The following is a 19,214-nucleotide window of genomic DNA, read 5'->3' as shown; positions in this document are numbered from 1 at the left end:
GCGCTTTGCGCCCCATCGCAGCGGTTCGGCGCCCCGACAAGCCACAGGTAACTGCGCAGGTTCAGACCATGTGAGGACCCTGTGGGAGCGGGCTTGCCCCGCGAATGGGGCTACGCGGTGCATGGCACCGGCTTCGCCGGTGTTCGCGGGGCAAGCCCGCTCCCACGTAATGCGTCAATTTTTAGAAATTGCGCAAGACAGTTGCCCCCACAGGGATTCTCACGGGCTGCAGAGCAGCCCCTGCGAGCTACCGGACAGCGCCCAGGTTCGCCTCGCTCATATCCAGCTCACCCAGCACCTGCCGCACCACCTCATCGCCCACCAGGTGCTGGCGATGAAGGTTGTACAACTCCAGCCGCTGCGCCCGCAGCGCACGCAAGCGCAAACGCCGCTCAAGCAGGTCCATCTGCTCAGCCAGGGCCCGTGCCTCCGCCGTGTCGTTGTAACTGTCCAGCTCGTCCCGGTACTCGGCCATCAACCGCGCCTTGAGCTCGGTCGCCAGTGTCGCCTGCGCGGCATCCTGCGGCGCGTTGGCATCGATCACCTCTTCCGCCTCCAGGGCATGAATCGCGGCCTCGGCCGTGCGTCGCCAAGCCTCCAGCACTTCTTGATGCAGCCGCTCATCCGGGCTTTGGGTGACGCCACGCAGCAGAATCGGCAAGGCAATGCAGGCACTGATCAACGACAGCAGAATGACCCCTGCGGCGATGAAGATGAGCAAATCACGCTCGGGGAACGCCTGCCCCGCACTGATCAACAGCGGCACCGACATCACACCCGCCAGAGTCACGGCGCCACGTACGCCCCCTAGGGTCAGCAGCCAGCAGGAACGCGCCGTGGGCATCAGCACCAGCGCCGGCTTGCCCCGCCAGGGGCGTACCACACCAATGGCCCGCCAGATGCTCTGCACCCAGATAAACCGCAGCAGGATCAACGCCGCGAAGATCGCCAGTACATCCAGGCAGCGCCAGGCCAAGGTCGGCCAGACAGTGGCCTCGTGGCTCACGACGGCCTTGATGATGTCCGGCAATTGCAGGCCGAGCAGCAGGAAGATCAGGCCATTGAAGGCAAACTCCAGCAACGACCACACACTGCGATTGAGCAAGCGGGTACTGGTCTGGCGGGGCAGCAGGTCGAGCCAGCTCTGCATCATGCCGGCCGCCACTGCCGACAGAATGCCGGATACCCCCAGGCGCTCTGCCAATACATATGCCGCAAAGGGCAGCAACAGCATGAACACCACGTGCGTGGCGGGGTCGTCCCAGCCGCGGGCGATCATCCAGGCGCGCAGACGGCCGATCAGCCAGCTCAGGGCAACGCCGACCGCCAGGCCGCCAAGGGCGACCAGGACGAAGCTGAAGCTTGCATCGGCCAACGAGAACACCCCCGTGATCGCTGCGGCCAAGGCGAACTTGAACGTCACCAGGCCCGAGGCATCGTTCATCAGCGCCTCACCCTGCAGCATATGCATCAGCGGGGTTGGCAGACGGTCCTGTGCAATGGCCGAAACGGCCACGGCATCGGTAGGCGACAACACCGCTGCCAGGGCAAAAGCGACCGGCAGCGGGATGCTCGGCAACAGCCAGTGAATGAAGTAACCGGCGCCGACCACGGTAAACAGCACCAACCCCACGGCCAGCGCCACCACCGGCCCGCGAATGCGCCACAACTCGCGCTTGGGAATGCGCCAGCCATCGGCAAACAGCAGCGGCGGCAGGAACAGGAAGAGGAACAGCTCGGGGTCCAGGGCCACGTGCAGCCCCAGGGTGGGCCAGGCCAGCAGCGCGCCAGCGGCAATCTGCACCAATGGCAGGGGCAGCGGAATCATCCGGCCGACCAGCTTCGACACGCTGACCAGCGTGAGCAAAATGAGGACGGTATAGGCTGACTGCATCCGTGAAAGCTTCCTTTATGAATCAATAACCGTAGCGAGGCGAAACTTCGCCATTGAAACAATATGTTAGCGGCGTATGGCAATGCGGGGCCGCTGCACGATAGTCGCAGGTGCGGCGGGAATATGTAACACAATGATGCATGTGTTTGCGTGACGGGGGGCAAGGCTGAAGGGCGTTGGCGCCTATGAGAACGAGCGCCGCCCGCGCGGCGCTTCGCAGCACAAGGCTGCTCCTACATCTGTTTCGGGCTAATTATTCCTGTGGCATGGGCGCGCGGCCCCTTGGTGCCCACCTTGATATCGAGTCGGACAAACAAGGCGGTCGCGCGCAGATTCCACAGGCGTGACTGGCCCGAAACAGATGTAGGAGCAGCCTTGTGCTGCGAAGCGCCGCGCGGGCGGCGCTCGGTCTCATAGGCGCTACAACGCTCAACCCCTCCCCATTCGCCCACACCCCGTGGCGCTCACCGAATCGTTCCCGCATAATCCCGCGACTGACTTTCGAAAAATGGAGAAATTGGGGAACCTTTGCCCCAATGTACACAATGACTTACACGCTCTACGGCATCAAAGCCTGTGACACCATGAAAAAGGCGCGTACCTGGCTCGAAGACAAAGCCATCGCCTACGAATTCCATGACTACAAAACCCAAGGCATCGACCGTGACAGCCTGAACCGCTGGTGCGACGAGCACGGCTGGGAAGTCATCCTCAACCGTGCCGGCACCACCTTCCGCAAGCTCGACGACGCCAGCAAGGCTGATATCGACCAGGCCAAGGCCGTCGAGCTGATGCTTGCCCAACCTTCGATGATCAAGCGCCCGGTGCTCGATCTGGGCGAGCGCACCCTGGTTGGTTTCAAACCTGATTCGTATGCCGCAGCGCTGGCCTGAGCCCGCCTGCGCTTCCACCCTATTTCGCACGAGGTAATCCCATGTCCAATACCCTGTTCAGCCTGGCCTTCGGTGTCGGCTCCCAGAACCGCCAGGGCACCTGGCTTGAAGTCTTCTACGCACAACCGCTGGTCAACCCAAGCGCCGAGCTGATCGCTGCCGTTACCCCGATCCTCGGCTACGAAGGCGGCAACCAGGCCATTGCGTTCAGCAACGCGCAAGCGGCGCAGCTGGCTGAAGCCGTGAAAGGCGTCGATGCCGCCCAAGCTGCCCTGCTGACCCGCCTGGCCGAAAGCCACAAGCCGCTGGTCGCCACCCTGCTGGCAGAAGACGCTGCGCTGACCTCGACCCCAGAGGCCTACCTCAAGCTGCACCTGCTGTCGCACCGCCTGGTCAAGCCGCACGGCGTGAGCCTGGCCGGCATCTTCCCGCTGCTGCCAAACGTCGCCTGGACCAACCAAGGCGCCGTCGACCTGGGCGAGCTGGCCGAACTGCAACTGGAAGCACGCCTGAAGGGCGAGCTGCTGGAAGTGTTCTCGGTGGACAAGTTCCCGAAAATGACCGATTACGTGGTCCCGGCCGGCGTGCGTATCGCCGACACCGCCCGTGTGCGCCTGGGCGCCTACATCGGCGAAGGCACCACCATCATGCACGAAGGCTTCGTCAACTTTAACGCGGGCACCGAAGGCCCAGGCATGATCGAAGGCCGCGTTTCGGCGGGCGTCTTCGTCGGCAAGGGTTCGGACCTGGGCGGCGGCTGCTCGACCATGGGCACCCTGTCCGGTGGCGGCAACATCGTCATCAAGGTCGGCGAAGGCTGCCTGATCGGCGCCAACGCCGGTATCGGCATCCCGCTGGGCGACCGCAACACCGTCGAAGCTGGCCTGTACATTACCGCTGGCACCAAGGTGAACCTGCTCGACGAGAACAACGAGCTGGTCAAAGTGGTCAAGGCCCGCGACCTGGCCGGCCAGACCGACCTGCTGTTCCGTCGCAACTCGCTGAACGGCGCGGTGGAATGCAAGACCCACAAGTCGGCCATCGAGCTGAACGAGGCGCTGCACGCCCACAACTGAGAACCTTCCTCGGTTTGAAGTGATAAGATCGGGTCTGGCGTAATGCCAGACCCGTTTTTCATTCCAGGCCCCGCGACCATGTTCCAGCCCTCCCCCTGGCGTGCCGATTTCCCCGCCATCGCCGCCCTGCAACGGCAGCACCAGACTTACCTGGACAGCGCCGCCACCAGCCAGAAACCGCAAGCCCTGATCGATGCCCTGAGCCATTACTACGGCCATGGCGCGGCGAACGTGCACCGTGCCCAACACCTGCCCGGCGCGCTGGCGACCCAGGCGTTCGAAACCAGCCGCGACAAGGTTGCCGCCTGGCTCAATGCCACCGATTCGCGGCAGATCGTTTTCACCCATGGCGCCACCTCGGCCCTCAACCTGCTGGCCTATGGCCTGGAGCACCGCTTCGAAGCCGGTGACGAACTCGCCGTCAGTGCCCTGGAACACCATGCCAACCTGCTGCCCTGGCAACAGCTGGCCCGGCGGCGCAACCTTCGCCTGGTTATCTTGCCGCTCGACATTCACGGCGGCATCGACCTCGATCAGGCCCTGCAACTGATCGGGCCACGCACTCGGGTACTGGCGGTCAGCCAGCTGTCCAACGTGCTGGGCACCTGGCAACCGCTGTCGGCCTTGCTGGCCCATGCCCGGGCCCAAGGCGCATTGACCGTGGTCGACGGCGCCCAGGGCGTGGTGCATGGCCGCCATGATGTGCAGCAGTTGGCGTGCGACTTCTATGTCTTTTCCAGCCACAAGCTGTATGGGCCGGAAGGGGTTGGCGTGCTGTATGGTCGCAGCCAGGCGCTGGCGCTGCTGCGCCACTGGCAATTTGGCGGTGAGATGGTGCAACTGGCCGAGTACCAGAGCGCCAGCTTCCGCCCCGCCCCGCTGGGCTTCGAAGCCGGTACCCCACCCATCGCGGGTGTCATCGGCCTGGGCGCCACGCTCGATTACCTGGCCAGCCTCGATGCTCAGGCGGTCGAGCGGCATGAAGCCAGCTTGCACCAACACTTGCTGCGCGGCCTGGCCGACCGCGATGGCATACGCGTGCTCGGCTCGCCACAGACGGCCTTGGCCAGCTTCGTGATCGAAGGGGTGCACAACGCCGACATCGCCCATCTGCTGACCGAGCAAGGCGTCGCCGTGCGTGCCGGCCATCATTGCGCCATGCCGCTGCTCACAGGGCTGGGGCTTGAGGGGGCGATTCGGGTATCGCTGGGGCTGTATAACGACAGCGATGACCTGCAGCGCTTTTTCGACGCGCTGGATCAAGGGCTGGAGATGTTGCGATGAGTTTGCCGACAGCTGCCCGCGAGGCGCTGGAACAGTTCGAGCAGGCCCGCGGCTGGGAGCAACGTGCGCGGCTGCTGATGCAGTGGGGTGATCGTCTTGAGCCGCTGAGTGATGCCGACAAATGCGAGCACAACCGTGTGCATGGCTGTGAAAGCCTGGTGTGGCTGGTGGCTGAACAGCAAGATGGCCAGTGGCGATTCAAGGCCAGCAGCGATGCACGGTTGTTGCGCGGGTTGCTGGCCTTGCTGCTGGTGCGGGTGCAAGGCCTGGCCAGCAGCGAGCTGGCTGAGCTGGATTTGCCGGGCTGGTTCAGCCAGTTAGGCCTGGAGCGGCAACTGTCCCCCTCGCGCAGCAATGGCCTGCATGCAGTGTTGCTGCGGATGGCAGAAATCACCTCCAGCCACTGAACAGTGGGACTTCTTCGCGGGCAAGCCCGCTCCTACAGGAACTGCACAGCCCCTGAGTAGCGCACAGCCCCTGTGGGAGCGGGCTTGCCCGCGAATAGGAACAGGGTTACTCGGGTTTGACCCGCTCTGACGGCCGCCTGGCACCCGCCACCAGTTTTTCCACGGCCTTGCTGGCCGCGACCATGCCAAAGGTCGCGGTCACCATCATCACCGCGCCAAAACCACCCGAGCAGTCCAGGCGCACGCCTTCACCGACGAAACTCTTCTGCAGGCAAACACTGCCATCACCCTTGGGGTAGCGCAGCTGTTCGCTGGAAAACACACACGGCACGGCGTAGTTACGGCTGACATTGCGCGAGAAGTTGTAGTCGCGACGCAAGGTGGACCGTACCCGTGAAGCCAGCGGGTCGTTGAAGGTCTTGTTGAGGTCACCGACCTGGATTTGCGTGGGGTCGATCTGCCCCCCCGCGCCACCGGTGGTCACAACGCCGATCTTGCGCCGCTTGCACCAGGCAATCAGCGCGGCTTTGGCCATAACGCTATCGATGCAGTCGATGACGAAGTCGAGGCCTTCGGTGATGTACTCGGCCATGGTCTCGCGGGTGACGAAGTCAGCTACCGCGTGCACCGTGCACGCTGGGTTGATCGCCCGCAGGCGCTCGGCCATGACCTCGACCTTGGGCCGCCCCACCTGCCCTTCGAGGGCATGGGCCTGACGGTTGGTATTGCTGACACAGACATCGTCGAGGTCGAACAGGGTAATCTCGCCCACGCCACTGCGCGCCAACGCCTCGGCCGTCCACGAGCCGACCCCGCCGATACCGACGATCGCCACATGGGCCTGTTTCAACCGTTGCAGGCCATCATCGCCATACAACCGGGCGACGCCGGCAAAGCGTGGATCTTCTGTGCTCATCTTGCTACCCCGAAGCGCATACCGCTAAAAACGGCGCGCATTATATGCCAATGGCGCCGTTGGCCTCCATGGTTAGGAAAGTGCCGGCCAATCCTGCTTTAATATTCACTCAATTCGACAGACTTGGACGACAATGTCATCACGCAAATTCGGCCTCAACCTGGTCGTGGTCCTGGCCATCGCGGCGCTGTTCACCGGGTTCTGGGCGCTGATCAACCGCCCCGTCTCCGCGCCTGCCTGGCCGGAGCAGATCTCTGGTTTCTCGTACTCGCCCTTCCGCCTTGGCGAGAGCCCGCAAAAGGGCCAGTACCCCAGCGACGACGAGATGCGCCAAGACCTGGAGCAGATGAGCAAGCTGACCGACAGCATCCGCATCTATACCGTAGAGGGCACCCAGGCAGATATCCCGCGCCTGGCCGAGGAATTCGGCCTGCGGGTGACCTTGGGTATCTGGATCAGCCCGGACCTTGAGCGCAACGAGCGCGAAATCGCCACCGCCATCGAACTGGCCAACACCTCGCGCAGCGTGGTGCGGGTGGTGGTCGGCAACGAGGCGCTGTTCCGCGAAGAAGTCACGCCCGAGGCACTGATCCAGTACCTGGACCGGGTACGCGCCGCCGTCAAGGTGCCGGTCACCACCAGTGAGCAGTGGCACATCTGGAAAGAACACCCGGAGCTGGCCAAGCACGTCGACCTGATCGCCGCGCACATCCTGCCTTACTGGGAATTCGTGCCGATGCAGGACTCGGTGGAGTTCGTGCTCGACCGCGCCCGCGACCTCAAGCAGCAGTTCCCGCGCAAGCCGCTGCTGCTGTCGGAAGTCGGCTGGCCGAGCAATGGCCGCATGCGCGGCGGTGCCGATGCTACCCAGGCTGACCAGGCCATCTACCTGCGCACCCTGGTGAACACGCTCAACCGCCGCGGTTACAACTACTTTGTGATCGAGGCCTACGACCAGCCTTGGAAAGCCAGTGACGAAGGTTCCGTGGGGGCTTACTGGGGCGTGTTCAACGCCGAGCGCCAGCAGAAGTTCAACTTCGATGGCCCGGTAGTCGCCATCCCGCAGTGGCGTGCCCTGGCGGTCGCCTCGGTGGTGCTGGCGATGATTGCCCTGATGGTGCTGTTCATCGACGGCTCTGCCCTGCGCCAGCGCGGCCGCACCTTCCTGACCTTCATCACCTTCCTGTGTGGGTCGGTGCTGGTATGGATTGCCTACGACTACAGCCAGCAATACAGCACCTGGTTCAGCCTCACCGTGGGCGTGCTGTTAGCGCTGGGTGCACTGGGCGTGTTCATCGTGTTGCTGACAGAAGCCCACGAACTGGCCGAGGCGGTATGGATACACAAGCGCCGTCGCGAATTCCTGCCGGTGCAGGCCGACAGCGCCTACCGGCCCAAGGTGTCGGTGCACGTCCCCTGCTACAACGAGCCTCCCGAGATGGTCAAACAGACCCTCGATGCCCTGGCCGCGCTGGACTACCCCGACTACGAAGTGCTGGTGATCGACAACAACACCAAGGACCCGGCCGTGTGGGAGCCCCTGAAGGCCCACTGCGAAAAGCTTGGCGAGCGCTTCAAGTTCTTCCATGTCGCGCCCCTGGCCGGCTTCAAGGGCGGCGCGCTCAATTACCTGCTCCCGCACACCGCTAAAGATGCCGAAGTGATCGCGGTGATCGACTCTGACTACTGCGTCGACCGCAACTGGCTAAAGCACATGGTGCCGCATTTCGCCGACCCGAAAATTGCCGTGGTGCAGTCGCCCCAGGACTACCGCGACCAGCACGAAAGCGCCTTCAAGAAGCTGTGCTACAGCGAGTACAAGGGCTTCTTCCACATCGGCATGGTCACCCGCAACGACCGTGACGCGATCATCCAGCACGGCACCATGACCATGACCCGCCGTTCAGTCCTGGAAGAGCTGGGCTGGGCCGAATGGTGCATCTGCGAGGACGCCGAGCTGGGCCTGCGGGTGTTCGAAAAAGGCCTGTCGGCCGCCTATGCCCACAACAGCTACGGCAAGGGCCTGATGCCCGACACCTTCATCGACTTCAAGAAGCAGCGCTTCCGCTGGGCCTACGGCGCCATCCAGATCATCAAGCACCATGCCGGCGCCCTGCTGCGCGGCAAGGGCAGCGAGCTGACCCGCGGCCAGCGCTATCACTTCCTGGCCGGCTGGCTGCCGTGGATCGCCGACGGCATGAACATCTTCTTCACCGTCGGCGCACTGCTGTGGTCGGCGGCGATGATCATCGTGCCTCACCGGGTCGACCCGCCGCTGATGATCTTCGCCATCCCCCCGCTGGCGCTGTTCTTCTTCAAGGTTGGCAAGATCATCTTCCTGTACCGCCGGGCGGTCGGGGTCAACCTCAAGGATGCCTTCGCCGCCGCGCTGGCGGGGCTGGCGTTGTCGCACACCATCGCCAAGGCGGTGCTGTATGGGTTCTTCACCAGCAGCATGCCGTTCTTCCGCACGCCCAAGAATGCCGACAGCCATGGTGTGCTGGTGGCCCTCTCCGAAGCGCGCGAAGAACTGTTCATCATGCTGCTGTTGTGGGGCGCGGCGCTGGGCATCTATCTGGTGCAAGGGCTGCCAAGCTCGGACATGCGCTTCTGGGTGGCGATGCTGCTGGTGCAGTCGTTGCCGTACCTGGCGGCATTGGTGATGGCGTTGCTGTCGTCGTTGCCAAAACCTGCCGAGAAGAACGTCGAAGCACAAGCCACCTGAAACAGGCCGGGGCCGCCCAGCGGCCCCATTGCCCCGTGCCGACAACCCTCGTTTGATATACGATAACGCCCCTCGTTTTTCCGCCTTGCCTTGCCCCGGAGTTCCCCATGACGGCCCCTGCCGAGCTCTCGCCTACCCTTCAACTGGCCTGCGACCTGATCCGTCGCCCCTCGGTCACCCCCGTCGATGCCGACTGCCAGGCGCAAATGATGAATCGCCTGGGCGCCGTGGGCTTCCAGCTCGAACCCATGCGCATCGAAGACGTCGACAACTTCTGGGCCAGCCATGGCAACCAGGACGGCCCGGTGCTGTGCTTCGCCGGCCATACCGACGTGGTGCCGACCGGCCCGGTGCAGCAGTGGCAGCACGAGCCGTTCGAAGCGCTGATCGATGCCGATGGCATGCTCTGCGGCCGTGGCGCCGCCGACATGAAAGGCAGCCTGGCGTCGATGGTGGTGGCCAGCGAGCGCTTCGTGCGCGACTACCCCGACCACCGTGGCAAGGTCGCTTTCCTGATCACCAGCGACGAAGAGGGCCCGGCCCACCACGGCACCAAGGCCGTGGTCGAGCGCCTGAAAGCACGCAACGAGCGCCTGGACTGGTGCATCGTCGGGGAGCCTTCAAGCACCACCCTGCTCGGCGACGTGGTCAAGAACGGCCGCCGCGGCTCGCTGGGCGCCAAACTGACTGTGCGTGGCAAGCAAGGCCATGTGGCCTACCCGCACCTGGCGCGCAACCCGATCCACCTCGCCGCCCCCGCCCTGGCAGAACTGGCGGCCGAGCATTGGGACGAAGGCAACGCGTTCTTCCCGCCAACCAGCTTCCAGATCTCCAACCTCAATTCCGGCACTGGCGCCACCAACGTGGTACCCGGTGAGCTGACTGCGCTGTTCAACTTCCGCTTCTCTACCGAGTCGACGGTCGAAGGCCTGCAGCAGCGGGTGGCGGCAATCCTCGACAAGCATCAGCTTGACTGGAGCGTCGACTGGGCGCTGTCCGGCCTGCCTTTCCTTACCGAGCCGGGCGAATTGCTCGATGCGGTGTCGGCCAGCATCAAGGCCGTCACCGACCGGGATACCCACCCGTCCACCAGCGGCGGTACCTCCGATGGCCGGTTCATCGCCACCATGGGCACCCAGGTGGTCGAGCTCGGCCCGGTCAACGCCACCATTCACCAAGTCGATGAGCGCATCCTGGCCAGCGACCTCGACCTGCTGACCGAGATCTACTACCAGACCCTGGTCCGGTTGCTCGCCTGATGCTGGCCTGCCCCCTCTGCCAGGCAGCCCTGTCGCGGCTCGACAATGGCGTGGTGTGCCCTGCCGGCCACCGCTTCGACCGTGCCCGCCAGGGTTACCTGAACCTGCTGCCGGTGCAGCACAAGAACAGCCGCGACCCGGGTGACAACCAGGCCATGGTCGAAGCCCGTCGCGACTTCCTCGACGCCGGGCACTACGCCCCGGTGGCCGGTCGCCTGGCCGAACTCGCTGCCGAGCGCCAGCCGGGTGCGTGGCTGGACATCGGCTGCGGTGAAGGCTATTACACCGCCCAGCTGGCCCAAGCCCTGCCCGACGCCGACGGCTACGCCCTGGACATTTCTCGCGAAGCGGTCAAGCGGGCCTGCCGGCGTGATCCGTCGGTCACCTGGATGGTCGCCAGCATGGTCCGCGTGCCCCTGGCCGACGCCAGCTGCCAGTTCATTGCCAGCGTGTTCAGCCCGCTGGACTGGGCCGAAGCCAAGCGCCTGCTCAGCCCTGGCGGTGGCCTGATGCGGGTCGGCCCGACCAGCGGCCACCTGATGGAGCTGCGTGAAGTGCTCTACGATGAAGTGCGCCCGTACGCCGACGATAAGCACCTGGCCCTGGTGCCGGACGGCATGGCCCATGCGCACAGCGAAACCCTTGAGTTCCGCCTGAGCCTGGCTGCGCCCAAGGCACGTGCCGACCTGCTGGCCATGACCCCGCACGGCTGGCGCGCCAGCGCCGAAAAACGGGCACTGGTGATCGACCAGGCCGAGCCGTTCGAGGTCACGGTTTCCATGCGTTATGACTATTTCGTGCGCCAAGACTGAGCACACCCGGAGCCCTTATGCGCCAACCTGATATCGAGATTTACCTGAAGGACGCCGACGTCGACCACAAGCAGATTGCCGCCTGGCTCGCCGAGGCCGTCGGCCCGTGCAGCGAATGGCAGCAAAAAGGCCAGACCTTCAAATGCAAGGCCGGTAACATTCCAGTCACTTGGTTACCCAAGGCTGTAGGGAAATGGAACAGCCTTTACCTGGAAAGCGACCAAACGCCGTGGGCTGATGACGTCGCCTGTGCACGCGCCGCGCATGCCGCGCTCGGCGTCGAAGTACGCTGCGCACCGGGTGGCTGGGTCGAGGAAGACGGTGAAGAAGATGCCGATCGCTGGATCCGCATCAGCGCCGACGGTGAAGAGGAAATCACCTGGCGCACCAGCTGAACACGCTGGAAACTGATCGCATCAGGCTGCAAGTGACACGGACTTGCAGCTTGAGGCTTACCACATGAGGCTCAGAGCCCTACTACGTCCTCGGCTTGCAGGCCTTTCTGGCCCTGCACGCAGGCGTACTCGACCTGTTGCCCTTCGACCAGGGTACGATGCCCCTCACCGCGGATCGCCCGATAATGGACGAACACATCCGCACCACCTTCGCGCTGAATGAAGCCATAGCCCTTGGCATCGTTGAACCACTTTACATTCCCAGTCTCACGAGACGACATCTGAACTACTCCGGATTTTTATTGTGAAGATCGCCTTGTAGGCCCGCAGTCATCACCGCGTGCCGACGCCGCTTGCCGAAATATCCTGCAAGTGGCAGGCCGAGTATATGACACAGATTAAAAAAAATTGATGACGGTCCGGATTTTTGCCGGTTTTTGCTGAACTTACGCACATACGGCAGACTAATTGGCTGGATACTCACCTGAAAATCACTCCCAGGGCCCACTCCTCATGACCCGTTCCCCCCTGCGCCGCCTGATCTTCGGCGCCCTGCGTCGCCTGTTGTACCTGTGGGTGCGCTCCGAGACCATCAACCAGTCGTCGCTGATGCTCAAGCTCGACCGCAGCCGCCCGGTGTTCTATGCCCTGCCGTCGCCCTCGCTGACCGACCTGGCAGTACTCGACCGCGAGTGCACCAAGGCAGGGCTGCCACGCCCGGTGCTGCCGGTGGCCGTGGGCACCCTGCACGAGCCGGCCGCGTTCTTTTACCTGACGCCCGACCCCGACTGGCTGGGCCGCCAGGACAAAAGCGGCGCCCCGCCCACCCTCGAACGCCTGGTCGCGGCCGTGACCCAGCACGCCGAGGAAGACGCGCAGATCATTCCGGTGAGTGTGTTCTGGGGCCAAAGCCCCGCCAGTGAGTCCAGCCCCTGGAAGTTGCTGTTCGCCGACAGCTGGGCGGTCACCGGGCGCCTGCGCCGGCTGCTGACCGTGCTGATCCTGGGGCGCAAGACGCGTGTGCAGTTCTCTGCACCGATCCACCTGCGTGAACTGGTACAGCACAACAAGGGCCACGAGCGCACCGTGCGCATGGCCCAGCGCCTGATGCGCGTGCACTTCCGTAACCTCAAGACAGCCGTGATCGGCCCGGACATCTCGCACCGACGCAACCTGGTCAAGGGCCTGGTGCATGCGCCCCAGGTACGCCAGGCCATCAGCGACGAAGCCGAGCGCGAGGGCATCCCCCTGGCCAAAGCCGAAGCCCAGGCGCTGCGCTATGGCAACGAGATCGCCTCGGACTACACCTACACCGCGATCCGCTTCCTCGAAGTGGTGCTCAGCTGGTTCTGGAACAAGATCTACGACGGCATCAAGGTCAACCACATCGAGCAGGTGCAAGGCATCGCCCCGGGCCACGAAGTGATCTACGTGCCCTGCCACCGCAGCCACATCGACTACCTGCTGCTGTCGTACCTGTTGTTCCGCAACGGCCTCACCCCGCCGCACGTGGCGGCCGGCATCAACCTCAACATGCCGGTCGTCGGTAGCCTGCTGCGCCGTGGCGGGGCGTTCTTCATGCGCCGCACTTTCAAGGGCAACCCGCTTTATACCGCCGTGTTCAACGAGTACCTGCACACGTTGTTCAGCAAAGGGTTCCCGGTGGAATACTTCGTCGAAGGCGGCCGTTCGCGCACCGGGCGGATGCTGCAACCGCGTACCGGCATGCTGGCGATCACCCTGCGCAGCTTCCTGCGCTCGTCGCGCACGCCCATCGTCTTCGTGCCGGTGTACATCGGCTATGAGCGCGTGCTCGAAGGCCGCACCTACCTGGGCGAACTGCGCGGCGCGAGCAAGAAGAAGGAGTCGATCTTCGACATCTTCAAGGTCTTCAGTGCGCTGAAGCAGCGCTTTGGCCAGGTCTACGTCAACTTCGGCGAGCCGATCCGCCTGGCGGGCTTCCTCGACGAGCAGCAACCCGGCTGGCGTGAACAGGACCACGGCCCGCAGTTCCGCCCGGCCTGGCTCAACCAGGCCACTTCACGCCTGGGCGACACCGTGGCGCGCCACCTCAACGAGGCCGCGGCGATCAACCCGGTCAACCTGGTGGCCTTGGCGCTGCTGTCCACCAGCCGCCACGCCCTCGACGAACGTGCCCTGAGCCGCGTACTGGACCTGTATCTGTCGCTGTTGCGCAAAGTGCCGTATTCGCCCCACACCACCTTGCCGGAGGGGGATGGCCTGGCCTTGATCGAGCATGTGAAGGGCATGAAGCTGCTGTCCGAGCAGAAGGACGCCTTGGGCCGCATCTTGTACCTGGATGAAGCCGATGCGGTATTGATGACCTATTACCGCAACAACGTCCTGCACATCTTCGCCCTGCCGGCCTTGTTGGCCAGCTTCTTCCTCAGCAGCTCACGCATGAGCCGCGAACTGCTTGGCCAGTATGTCCGGGCGCTGTACCCGTACCTGCAAACCGAGTTGTTCCTGCGCTGGGCGCCGGAACAACTGGAGGAGGTGATAGACCAGTGGCTGGCAGCACTGGTCGAGCAAGGGCTGTTGCGCCAGGAAAACGATGTCTACCTGCGCCCGGCACCGAGCTCTCGGCCGTTCGTACTGCTGACATTGCTGGCCCGCAATATCACCCAGACCTTGCAGCGCTTCTACATGGCCACTTCGCTGTTGCTCAACAGCGGCCAGCACACCTTGAGTGCCGAAGCGCTGGAAGACCTCTGCGTGATGATGGCCCAGCGCCTGTCGATTCTGCATGGCCTCAACGCCCCGGAATTCTTCGACAAGACCCTGTTCCGCCACTTCATCCAGACGTTGATCGAGCAAGGCGTGCTGCAAGCAGACGCGCAAGGCAAGCTGGGCTACCACGACAAGCTCGCCGAGGTGGCCGAAGCAGTAGCCAAGCGCGTGTTGTCGGCGGAGTTACGCTTGTCGATCCGCCAAGTCGCCTTGCACCGCGACGACTCCCTGGAAACTTCGGCCCTCTGAGGCTTCATCTGACGCGCAAATCCGCTAAAGTCCCTGGGGTTGGCCAAAAGCCAGCGCCAAGGACTACGGAGATTCCATGAAAAAGCTCTTTATGCTGTGTTGCGCATCCCTGCTTGCAGCCTGCTCCAACCACACTCCATCGACCCAGGCCAGCCTGGACGGCGAAGTCTTCTACCTGCAGCGCATCGCCCTGCCCCCAACCGCCACCCTCAGCGTGAGCTTGCAGGACGTGTCGCTGATGGACGCACCCGCAGTGACCCTGGCCAGCCAAGCCGGCCCGGTTAAAGGCAACGTGCCGCTGCCGTTCCAGCTCACCTATGACCCGGCCCAGGTCAAGCCCGGCCACCGCTATGCGATCAGCGCGCGCATTGAGCTCGACGGCAAGCTGCTGTTCATCAACACCGAACACCACGGCGTGAAACTCGACGGCAGCGACACCCAGCCCGTGCGGATCAAGGTCGATCAGGTTCGCTGACACCCGTACATTTCTGTTCAGAAGGAAAGCTTCATGATTCGCTCTTCCCTGCGCTTCACCACCCTGTGCGCCGGCTTGCTGCTGTCTGCCAGTGCCCTGGCCCTGTCGCTGGGCGACCTGTCCCAGAAGGACGCCACCGGTGGCCTGAAAGACGCGCTGACCCAAGGCGCGCAGATTGCCGTCAAGCAACTGAGCACCCCAGGCGGTTTCAACAACAACCCGGACGTGCGCATCGAACTGCCGGGCAACCTTGGCAAGGCCGCCAAAGCCATGAAAATGTTCGGCAAGGGTGACCAGGTCGACGCCTTGGAAACCAGCATGAACAAGGCCGCCGAGGCTGCCGTGCCACAAGCCCAGGCGATCCTGGTCGATGCTGTCAAGAACATGAGCGTGACCGATGCCAAGGGCATCCTCAGCGGTGGCGACGATTCGGCCACCCAGTACCTGAACAAGAGCAGCCGCGAACAGATCCGCGCCAAGTTCCTGCCGATCGTCAAGCAAGCCACCGACAAGGTGGGCCTGGCCCAGCAGTACAACAACTTTGCCGGGCAAGCGGTGGCCTTGGGCGTGGTCGACGCCAAGAGCGCCAGCATCGAGAACTACGTGACCGAAAAGGCGCTGGATGGCCTGTTCGAGATGATCGGCAAGCAAGAACACAGCATTCGCCAGAACCCGGCCGAGGCTGCTACCAGCCTGGCCAAGAAGGTCTTCGGCGTTCTGTGATAGCTAAGGGGCTGCTTTGCAGCCCATTCGCGGGACAAGCCCGCTCCCACAGGCCTCACTTTGAGATACGCAAGCACTTGGACTGCCCCCAAGGATTGGATTAGTGTCCAACTTCTTGGGGGTAGTCCAGGCCTCACTTTGAGATACGCAAGCACTTGGACTGCCCCCAAGGATTGGATTGGTGTCCAACTTCTTGGGGGGTAGTCCAGGCCTCACTTTGAGATACGCAGCACTTGTGGGAGCGGGCTTGCCCCGCGAATGGAGGGCACCGCCCTCCCCTGCGGCCTTCAGTCTTTCCGGACCCTGAACCACGCAGCATACAGCGCCGGCAAGAACAGCAGGGTCAACGCGGTCGCAACAATCAACCCGCCCATGATCGCCACCGCCATCGGCCCATAGAACACACTGCGCGACAACGGGATCATCGCCAATACCGCCGCCAGCGCGGTCAGCACGATCGGGCGGAAGCGCCGTACCGTGGCCTCGATGATCGCCTGCCAACGCGCCATGCCCGCCGCGATGTCCTGTTCGATCTGGTCCACCAGAATCACCGAGTTGCGCATGATCATCCCGGCCAGGGCAATGGTGCCGAGCATGGCGACGAAGCCGAACGGCTGGCGGAACACCAGCAGGAACAAGGTCACCCCAATCAGCCCCAAGGGCGCGGTCAGGAACACCATCACCGTGCGCGAGAAGCTGCGCAGCTGGATCATCAGCAAACTCAACACCACCACGATGAACAGCGGCATGCCGGCATTCACTGATTTCTGCCCCCGCTCCGAGTCCTCCACCGTGCCGCCTACCTCGAGCAGGTAGCCATCCGGCAGCTTGGCCTTGATCGCCTGCAGCGTCGGCTCGATCTGCCGCACCAGCGTTGCCGGCTGTTCCTTGTCATAGATGTCGGCGCGCACGGTCACCGTCGGCAATCGGTTACGGTGCCAGATGATGCCCTCCTCGAAGCCGTACTCCAGGGTCGCCACCTGCGACAGCGCCACGCTCTGGCCATTGTCGGTGGGCAACGCCAGGCTGCCGAGGTTGGTCAGTTCGCTGCGTTCCTTGTGCGTGCCGCGCAGCAGGATTTCGATCAATTCGTTGTCTTCGCGGTACTGGCTGACCGTGGTCCCGGTCAGCGAGCTCTGCAAGAAGCTGGACAACTGCGCGGTGCTGACGCCGAGGGCGCGTGCGCGGTCCTGGTCGATCTCCAGGAACACCGCTTTGCTCGGCTCTTCCCAGTCCAGGTGCACGTTCACCACATGCGGGTTCTCACGCACCTTGTCGGCCACCTCGCGGGCCAGCGCACGGGCCTTCTCGATGTGCTCGCCGGTCACCCGGAACTGCACCGGATAGCCCACGGGTGGGCCGTTCTCCAGGCGTGTGACGCGGCCGCGCAGCTCGGGGAACTGCTGGTCCATGGTAGTGATCAGCCAGCTGCGCAGGCGCTCACGGTCATCCATCGACTTGGCCAGCACCACGAACTGGGCAAAGCTGGCGGCCGGCAGTTGCTGGTCCAGTGGCAGATAGAAGCGCGGCGAACCGGTGCCCACATAGGCCACGTAATTGTCGATGCCGTCCTGCTGCTTGAGCAGTGCTTCCAGTTGCTTGACCCGCTCGGCGGTGTTGGCCAGCGACGCGCCTTCGGCCAGTTTCAGGTCGACCATCAGCTCCGGGCGCCCGGAGGCCGGGAAGAACTGCTGCGGCACGAAACGGAACAACAGAATGCTGCCGACAAACGCCGCGAAGGTCAGCAGGATGACCGTCTTACGCCGCCGCACGCACCACTCCACCACCCGCCGCACGCGTTGGTAGAACGGCGTGGCATACGGGTCGGGTGCGTGCCCATCACTGCCGTGCCGCGCCGCATGCAGCTTGGCCAGGTCTGGCAGCAGCCGCTCGCCCAGGTACGGCACGAACACCACCGCAGCGACCCAGGAGGTCAACAGCGCAATGGTCACCACCTGGAAGATCGAGCGGGTGTATTCGCCGGTACTGGAGGCCGCCGTGGCGATAGGCAGGAAGCCCGCCGCGGTGATCAGGGTGCCGGTGAGCATCGGGAAGGCCGTGCTGCTCCAGGCATAGCTCGCCGCCTTGAGCCGGTCGTAGCCCTGCTCCATCTTGATCGCCATCATTTCCACGGCAATGATCGCATCATCCACCAGCAGGCCCAGCGCCAGCACCAGGGCGCCGAGCGAGATCTTGTGCAAGCCGATGCCAAAGTAATGCATGGCGGCAAAGGTCATGGCCAGTACCAACGGGATGGCCAACGCCACCACCAGCCCGGTGCGCAGGCCCAGGGAGAAGAAGCTCACCAACAGCACGATGACTAACGCCTCGGCCAGTACTTGGACGAACTCACCGACGCCCGCCTTGACCGCCGCCGGCTGGTCCGAGACCTTGCGCAGCTCCATGCCCGCCGGCAGGTTGCTCGCCAGGCGTTCGAACTCGGCCTCCAGGGCCTTGCCCAGTACCAGGATGTCGCCACCGTCCTTCATCGAGACGGCCAGGCCGATGGCGTCCTCACCCATGAAGCGCATGCGCGGTGCGGGCGGGTCGTTAAAGCCGCGGTGCACCTCGGCAACGTCGCCGATGCGGAAGGTGCGATCGCCCACGCGAATCGGGAACTGGCGGATCTGCTCGACGCTGTCGAAGCGCCCGCTCACCCGCAATTGCAGGCGCTCGCTGGGGGTTTCGAAGAAGCCGGCGGTGCTCACCGCGTTCTGCGCCTGCAGGGCCTGTTGGACAGCCTCCAGCGGCACCCCAAGGGTTGCCAGCTTGAGGTTGGACAGCTCGATCCAGATTTTCTCGTCCTGTAGCCCGACCAGCTCGACCTTGCCGACGTCTTTGACCCGCTGCAGCTGGACCTGGATACGGTCGGCGTAATCCTTGAGCACCGCGTAGTCAAAGCCCGCGCCGGTCAGCGCATAGATGTTGCCGAATGTGGTGCCGAACTCGTCATTGAAAAACGGGCCCTGCACCTCCGGTGGCAGGGTGTGGCGGATGTCCGCGACCTTCTTGCGGATCTGGTACCACAGCTCGGGGATGTCCTTGGAGTGCAGCGAATCGCGGGCCATGAAGGTCACCTGCGACTCGCCCGGGCGGGAGAACGAGACGATCCTCTCGTACTCGCCGGTCTCCATCAGTTTCTTTTCGATGCGCTCGGTAACCTGGCGCGACACTTCTTCGGCGGTGGCGCCGGGCCACAGGGTGCGCACGACCATGGCCTTGAAGGTGAACGGCGGGTCCTCGCTCTGGCCCAGCTTGGTGTAGGACATGGCGCCAATGGCAGCCAGCAGGATCATCAGGAACAGTACGATCTGGCGATTGCGCAGCGCCCAGGCGGAAAGGTTGAAACCCATCG

The 19,214-nt window shown here is 63.8% G+C and carries 15 protein-coding genes; 11 read left to right on the top strand and 4 right to left on the bottom strand.

From position 1 onward, the window contains the following. Window positions 1–247 precede the first annotated feature (247 nt). The gene (locus ACMCNM_RS08035) at window positions 248–1,894 is read right to left on the bottom strand and encodes a Na+/H+ antiporter (protein ID WP_412764190.1); all 1,647 of its coding nucleotides are present in this window, start codon (window positions 1,892–1,894) and stop codon (window positions 248–250) included. A 545-nt stretch (window positions 1,895–2,439) separates the two neighbouring features. Here ACMCNM_RS08035 and ACMCNM_RS08030 point away from each other — a divergent pair. From ACMCNM_RS08030 to ACMCNM_RS08015, 4 genes are all read left to right on the top strand, one after another. Then, window positions 2,440–2,787: an ArsC family reductase gene (locus tag ACMCNM_RS08030; protein ID WP_027595785.1), complete on the top strand. Its 348-nt coding sequence runs from the start codon at window positions 2,440–2,442 to the stop codon at window positions 2,785–2,787. A 41-nt stretch (window positions 2,788–2,828) separates the two neighbouring features. Next, window positions 2,829–3,863: a 2,3,4,5-tetrahydropyridine-2,6-dicarboxylate N-succinyltransferase gene (dapD, locus tag ACMCNM_RS08025; protein ID WP_027595784.1), complete on the top strand. Its 1,035-nt coding sequence runs from the start codon at window positions 2,829–2,831 to the stop codon at window positions 3,861–3,863. A 78-nt stretch (window positions 3,864–3,941) separates the two neighbouring features. Beyond that, complete coding sequence (locus tag ACMCNM_RS08020; RefSeq protein WP_412764189.1) at window positions 3,942–5,147, top strand: cysteine desulfurase; 1,206 nt, start codon at window positions 3,942–3,944, stop codon at window positions 5,145–5,147. Then, the gene (locus tag ACMCNM_RS08015) at window positions 5,144–5,554 is read left to right on the top strand and encodes a SufE family protein (protein ID WP_186675955.1); all 411 of its coding nucleotides are present in this window, start codon (window positions 5,144–5,146) and stop codon (window positions 5,552–5,554) included. The genes ACMCNM_RS08020 and ACMCNM_RS08015 overlap by 4 nt, the downstream gene beginning before the upstream one ends. 106 nt (window positions 5,555–5,660) lie before the next feature. Here the strand turns inward: ACMCNM_RS08015 and tcdA are convergent, their stop codons facing one another. Next, window positions 5,661–6,470 carry a tRNA cyclic N6-threonylcarbamoyladenosine(37) synthase TcdA gene (tcdA, locus tag ACMCNM_RS08010; protein WP_412764188.1) on the bottom strand — a complete coding sequence of 270 codons (810 nt, stop codon included), beginning with the start codon at window positions 6,468–6,470 and terminating at the stop codon, window positions 5,661–5,663. Window positions 6,471–6,603: 133 nt separating this feature from the next. Here tcdA and ACMCNM_RS08005 point away from each other — a divergent pair, with 133 nt between their 5' ends. The 4 genes from ACMCNM_RS08005 (at window position 6,604) to ACMCNM_RS07990 (ending at window position 11,661) form a co-directional block, all read left to right on the top strand. After that, window positions 6,604–9,195, top strand: a complete 2,592-nt coding sequence (locus ACMCNM_RS08005) for a glycosyltransferase (protein ID WP_027595780.1) — start codon at window positions 6,604–6,606, stop codon at window positions 9,193–9,195. Between the two features lie 107 nt (window positions 9,196–9,302). Further along, a complete protein-coding gene (gene dapE, locus ACMCNM_RS08000) occupies window positions 9,303–10,454 on the top strand; it encodes a succinyl-diaminopimelate desuccinylase (protein ID WP_099428480.1) in 1,152 nt (383 codons plus the stop codon). Next, a complete protein-coding gene (locus ACMCNM_RS07995) occupies window positions 10,454–11,266 on the top strand; it encodes a putative RNA methyltransferase (protein WP_412764187.1) in 813 nt (270 codons plus the stop codon). The genes dapE and ACMCNM_RS07995 overlap by 1 nt, the downstream gene beginning before the upstream one ends. Before the next feature lie 17 nt (window positions 11,267–11,283). Then, window positions 11,284–11,661 carry a hypothetical protein gene (locus tag ACMCNM_RS07990; RefSeq protein WP_027595777.1) on the top strand — a complete coding sequence of 126 codons (378 nt, stop codon included), beginning with the start codon at window positions 11,284–11,286 and terminating at the stop codon, window positions 11,659–11,661. Window positions 11,662–11,732: 71 nt separating this feature from the next. Here the strand turns inward: ACMCNM_RS07990 and ACMCNM_RS07985 are convergent, their stop codons facing one another. Continuing rightward, the gene (locus tag ACMCNM_RS07985) at window positions 11,733–11,942 is read right to left on the bottom strand and encodes a cold-shock protein (protein ID WP_027595776.1); all 210 of its coding nucleotides are present in this window, start codon (window positions 11,940–11,942) and stop codon (window positions 11,733–11,735) included. Window positions 11,943–12,174: 232 nt separating this feature from the next. Here ACMCNM_RS07985 and plsB point away from each other — a divergent pair, with 232 nt between their 5' ends. The 3 genes from plsB (at window position 12,175) to ACMCNM_RS07970 (ending at window position 15,859) form a co-directional block, all read left to right on the top strand. Next, a complete protein-coding gene (gene plsB / locus ACMCNM_RS07980; protein WP_412764186.1) occupies window positions 12,175–14,661 on the top strand; it encodes a glycerol-3-phosphate 1-O-acyltransferase PlsB in 2,487 nt (828 codons plus the stop codon). 76 nt (window positions 14,662–14,737) lie between these two features. After that, a complete protein-coding gene (locus ACMCNM_RS07975; protein ID WP_412764185.1) occupies window positions 14,738–15,136 on the top strand; it encodes a YbaY family lipoprotein in 399 nt (132 codons plus the stop codon). 33 nt (window positions 15,137–15,169) lie between these two features. Continuing rightward, window positions 15,170–15,859 carry a DUF4197 domain-containing protein gene (locus tag ACMCNM_RS07970; RefSeq protein ID WP_186702954.1) on the top strand — a complete coding sequence of 230 codons (690 nt, stop codon included), beginning with the start codon at window positions 15,170–15,172 and terminating at the stop codon, window positions 15,857–15,859. A 287-nt stretch (window positions 15,860–16,146) separates the two neighbouring features. On the opposite strand, the gene ACMCNM_RS07965 is transcribed toward ACMCNM_RS07970, so the two are convergent. Beyond that, complete coding sequence (locus tag ACMCNM_RS07965) at window positions 16,147–19,212, bottom strand: efflux RND transporter permease subunit (protein WP_412764184.1); 3,066 nt, start codon at window positions 19,210–19,212, stop codon at window positions 16,147–16,149. Between the last annotated feature and the right edge of the window lie 2 nt (window positions 19,213–19,214).

This window comes from Pseudomonas sp. NGC7 (genome assembly GCF_047159675.1).
Taxonomy (GTDB): domain Bacteria; phylum Pseudomonadota; class Gammaproteobacteria; order Pseudomonadales; family Pseudomonadaceae; genus Aquipseudomonas; species Aquipseudomonas kermanshahensis.
Note: the sequence above shows the minus strand (reverse complement) of the source record. Positions and strands in the feature narration are given on the sequence as shown.

Excerpts from the sequence above, each read along its gene's own strand:
- ACMCNM_RS07990 (WP_027595777.1), top strand. The coding sequence starts at position 11,284 with ATGCGCCAACCTGATATCGAGATTTACCTGAAGGACGCCGACGTCGAC.
- ACMCNM_RS07970 (WP_186702954.1), top strand. The coding sequence starts at position 15,170 with ATGATTCGCTCTTCCCTGCGCTTCACCACCCTGTGCGCCGGCTTGCTG.
- dapD (WP_027595784.1), top strand. The coding sequence starts at position 2,829 with ATGTCCAATACCCTGTTCAGCCTGGCCTTCGGTGTCGGCTCCCAGAAC.
- ACMCNM_RS08035 (WP_412764190.1), bottom strand. The coding sequence starts at position 1,894 with ATGCAGTCAGCCTATACCGTCCTCATTTTGCTCACGCTGGTCAGCGTG.
- ACMCNM_RS07965 (WP_412764184.1), bottom strand. The coding sequence starts at position 19,212 with ATGGGTTTCAACCTTTCCGCCTGGGCGCTGCGCAATCGCCAGATCGTA.
- ACMCNM_RS07985 (WP_027595776.1), bottom strand. The coding sequence starts at position 11,942 with ATGTCGTCTCGTGAGACTGGGAATGTAAAGTGGTTCAACGATGCCAAG.
- ACMCNM_RS07975 (WP_412764185.1), top strand. The coding sequence starts at position 14,738 with ATGAAAAAGCTCTTTATGCTGTGTTGCGCATCCCTGCTTGCAGCCTGC.
- ACMCNM_RS08030 (WP_027595785.1), top strand. The coding sequence starts at position 2,440 with ATGACTTACACGCTCTACGGCATCAAAGCCTGTGACACCATGAAAAAG.
- dapE (WP_099428480.1), top strand. The coding sequence starts at position 9,303 with ATGACGGCCCCTGCCGAGCTCTCGCCTACCCTTCAACTGGCCTGCGAC.
- ACMCNM_RS08005 (WP_027595780.1), top strand. The coding sequence starts at position 6,604 with ATGTCATCACGCAAATTCGGCCTCAACCTGGTCGTGGTCCTGGCCATC.
- ACMCNM_RS07995 (WP_412764187.1), top strand. The coding sequence starts at position 10,454 with ATGCTGGCCTGCCCCCTCTGCCAGGCAGCCCTGTCGCGGCTCGACAAT.
- ACMCNM_RS08015 (WP_186675955.1), top strand. The coding sequence starts at position 5,144 with ATGAGTTTGCCGACAGCTGCCCGCGAGGCGCTGGAACAGTTCGAGCAG.
- ACMCNM_RS08020 (WP_412764189.1), top strand. The coding sequence starts at position 3,942 with ATGTTCCAGCCCTCCCCCTGGCGTGCCGATTTCCCCGCCATCGCCGCC.
- plsB (WP_412764186.1), top strand. The coding sequence starts at position 12,175 with ATGACCCGTTCCCCCCTGCGCCGCCTGATCTTCGGCGCCCTGCGTCGC.
- tcdA (WP_412764188.1), bottom strand. The coding sequence starts at position 6,470 with ATGAGCACAGAAGATCCACGCTTTGCCGGCGTCGCCCGGTTGTATGGC.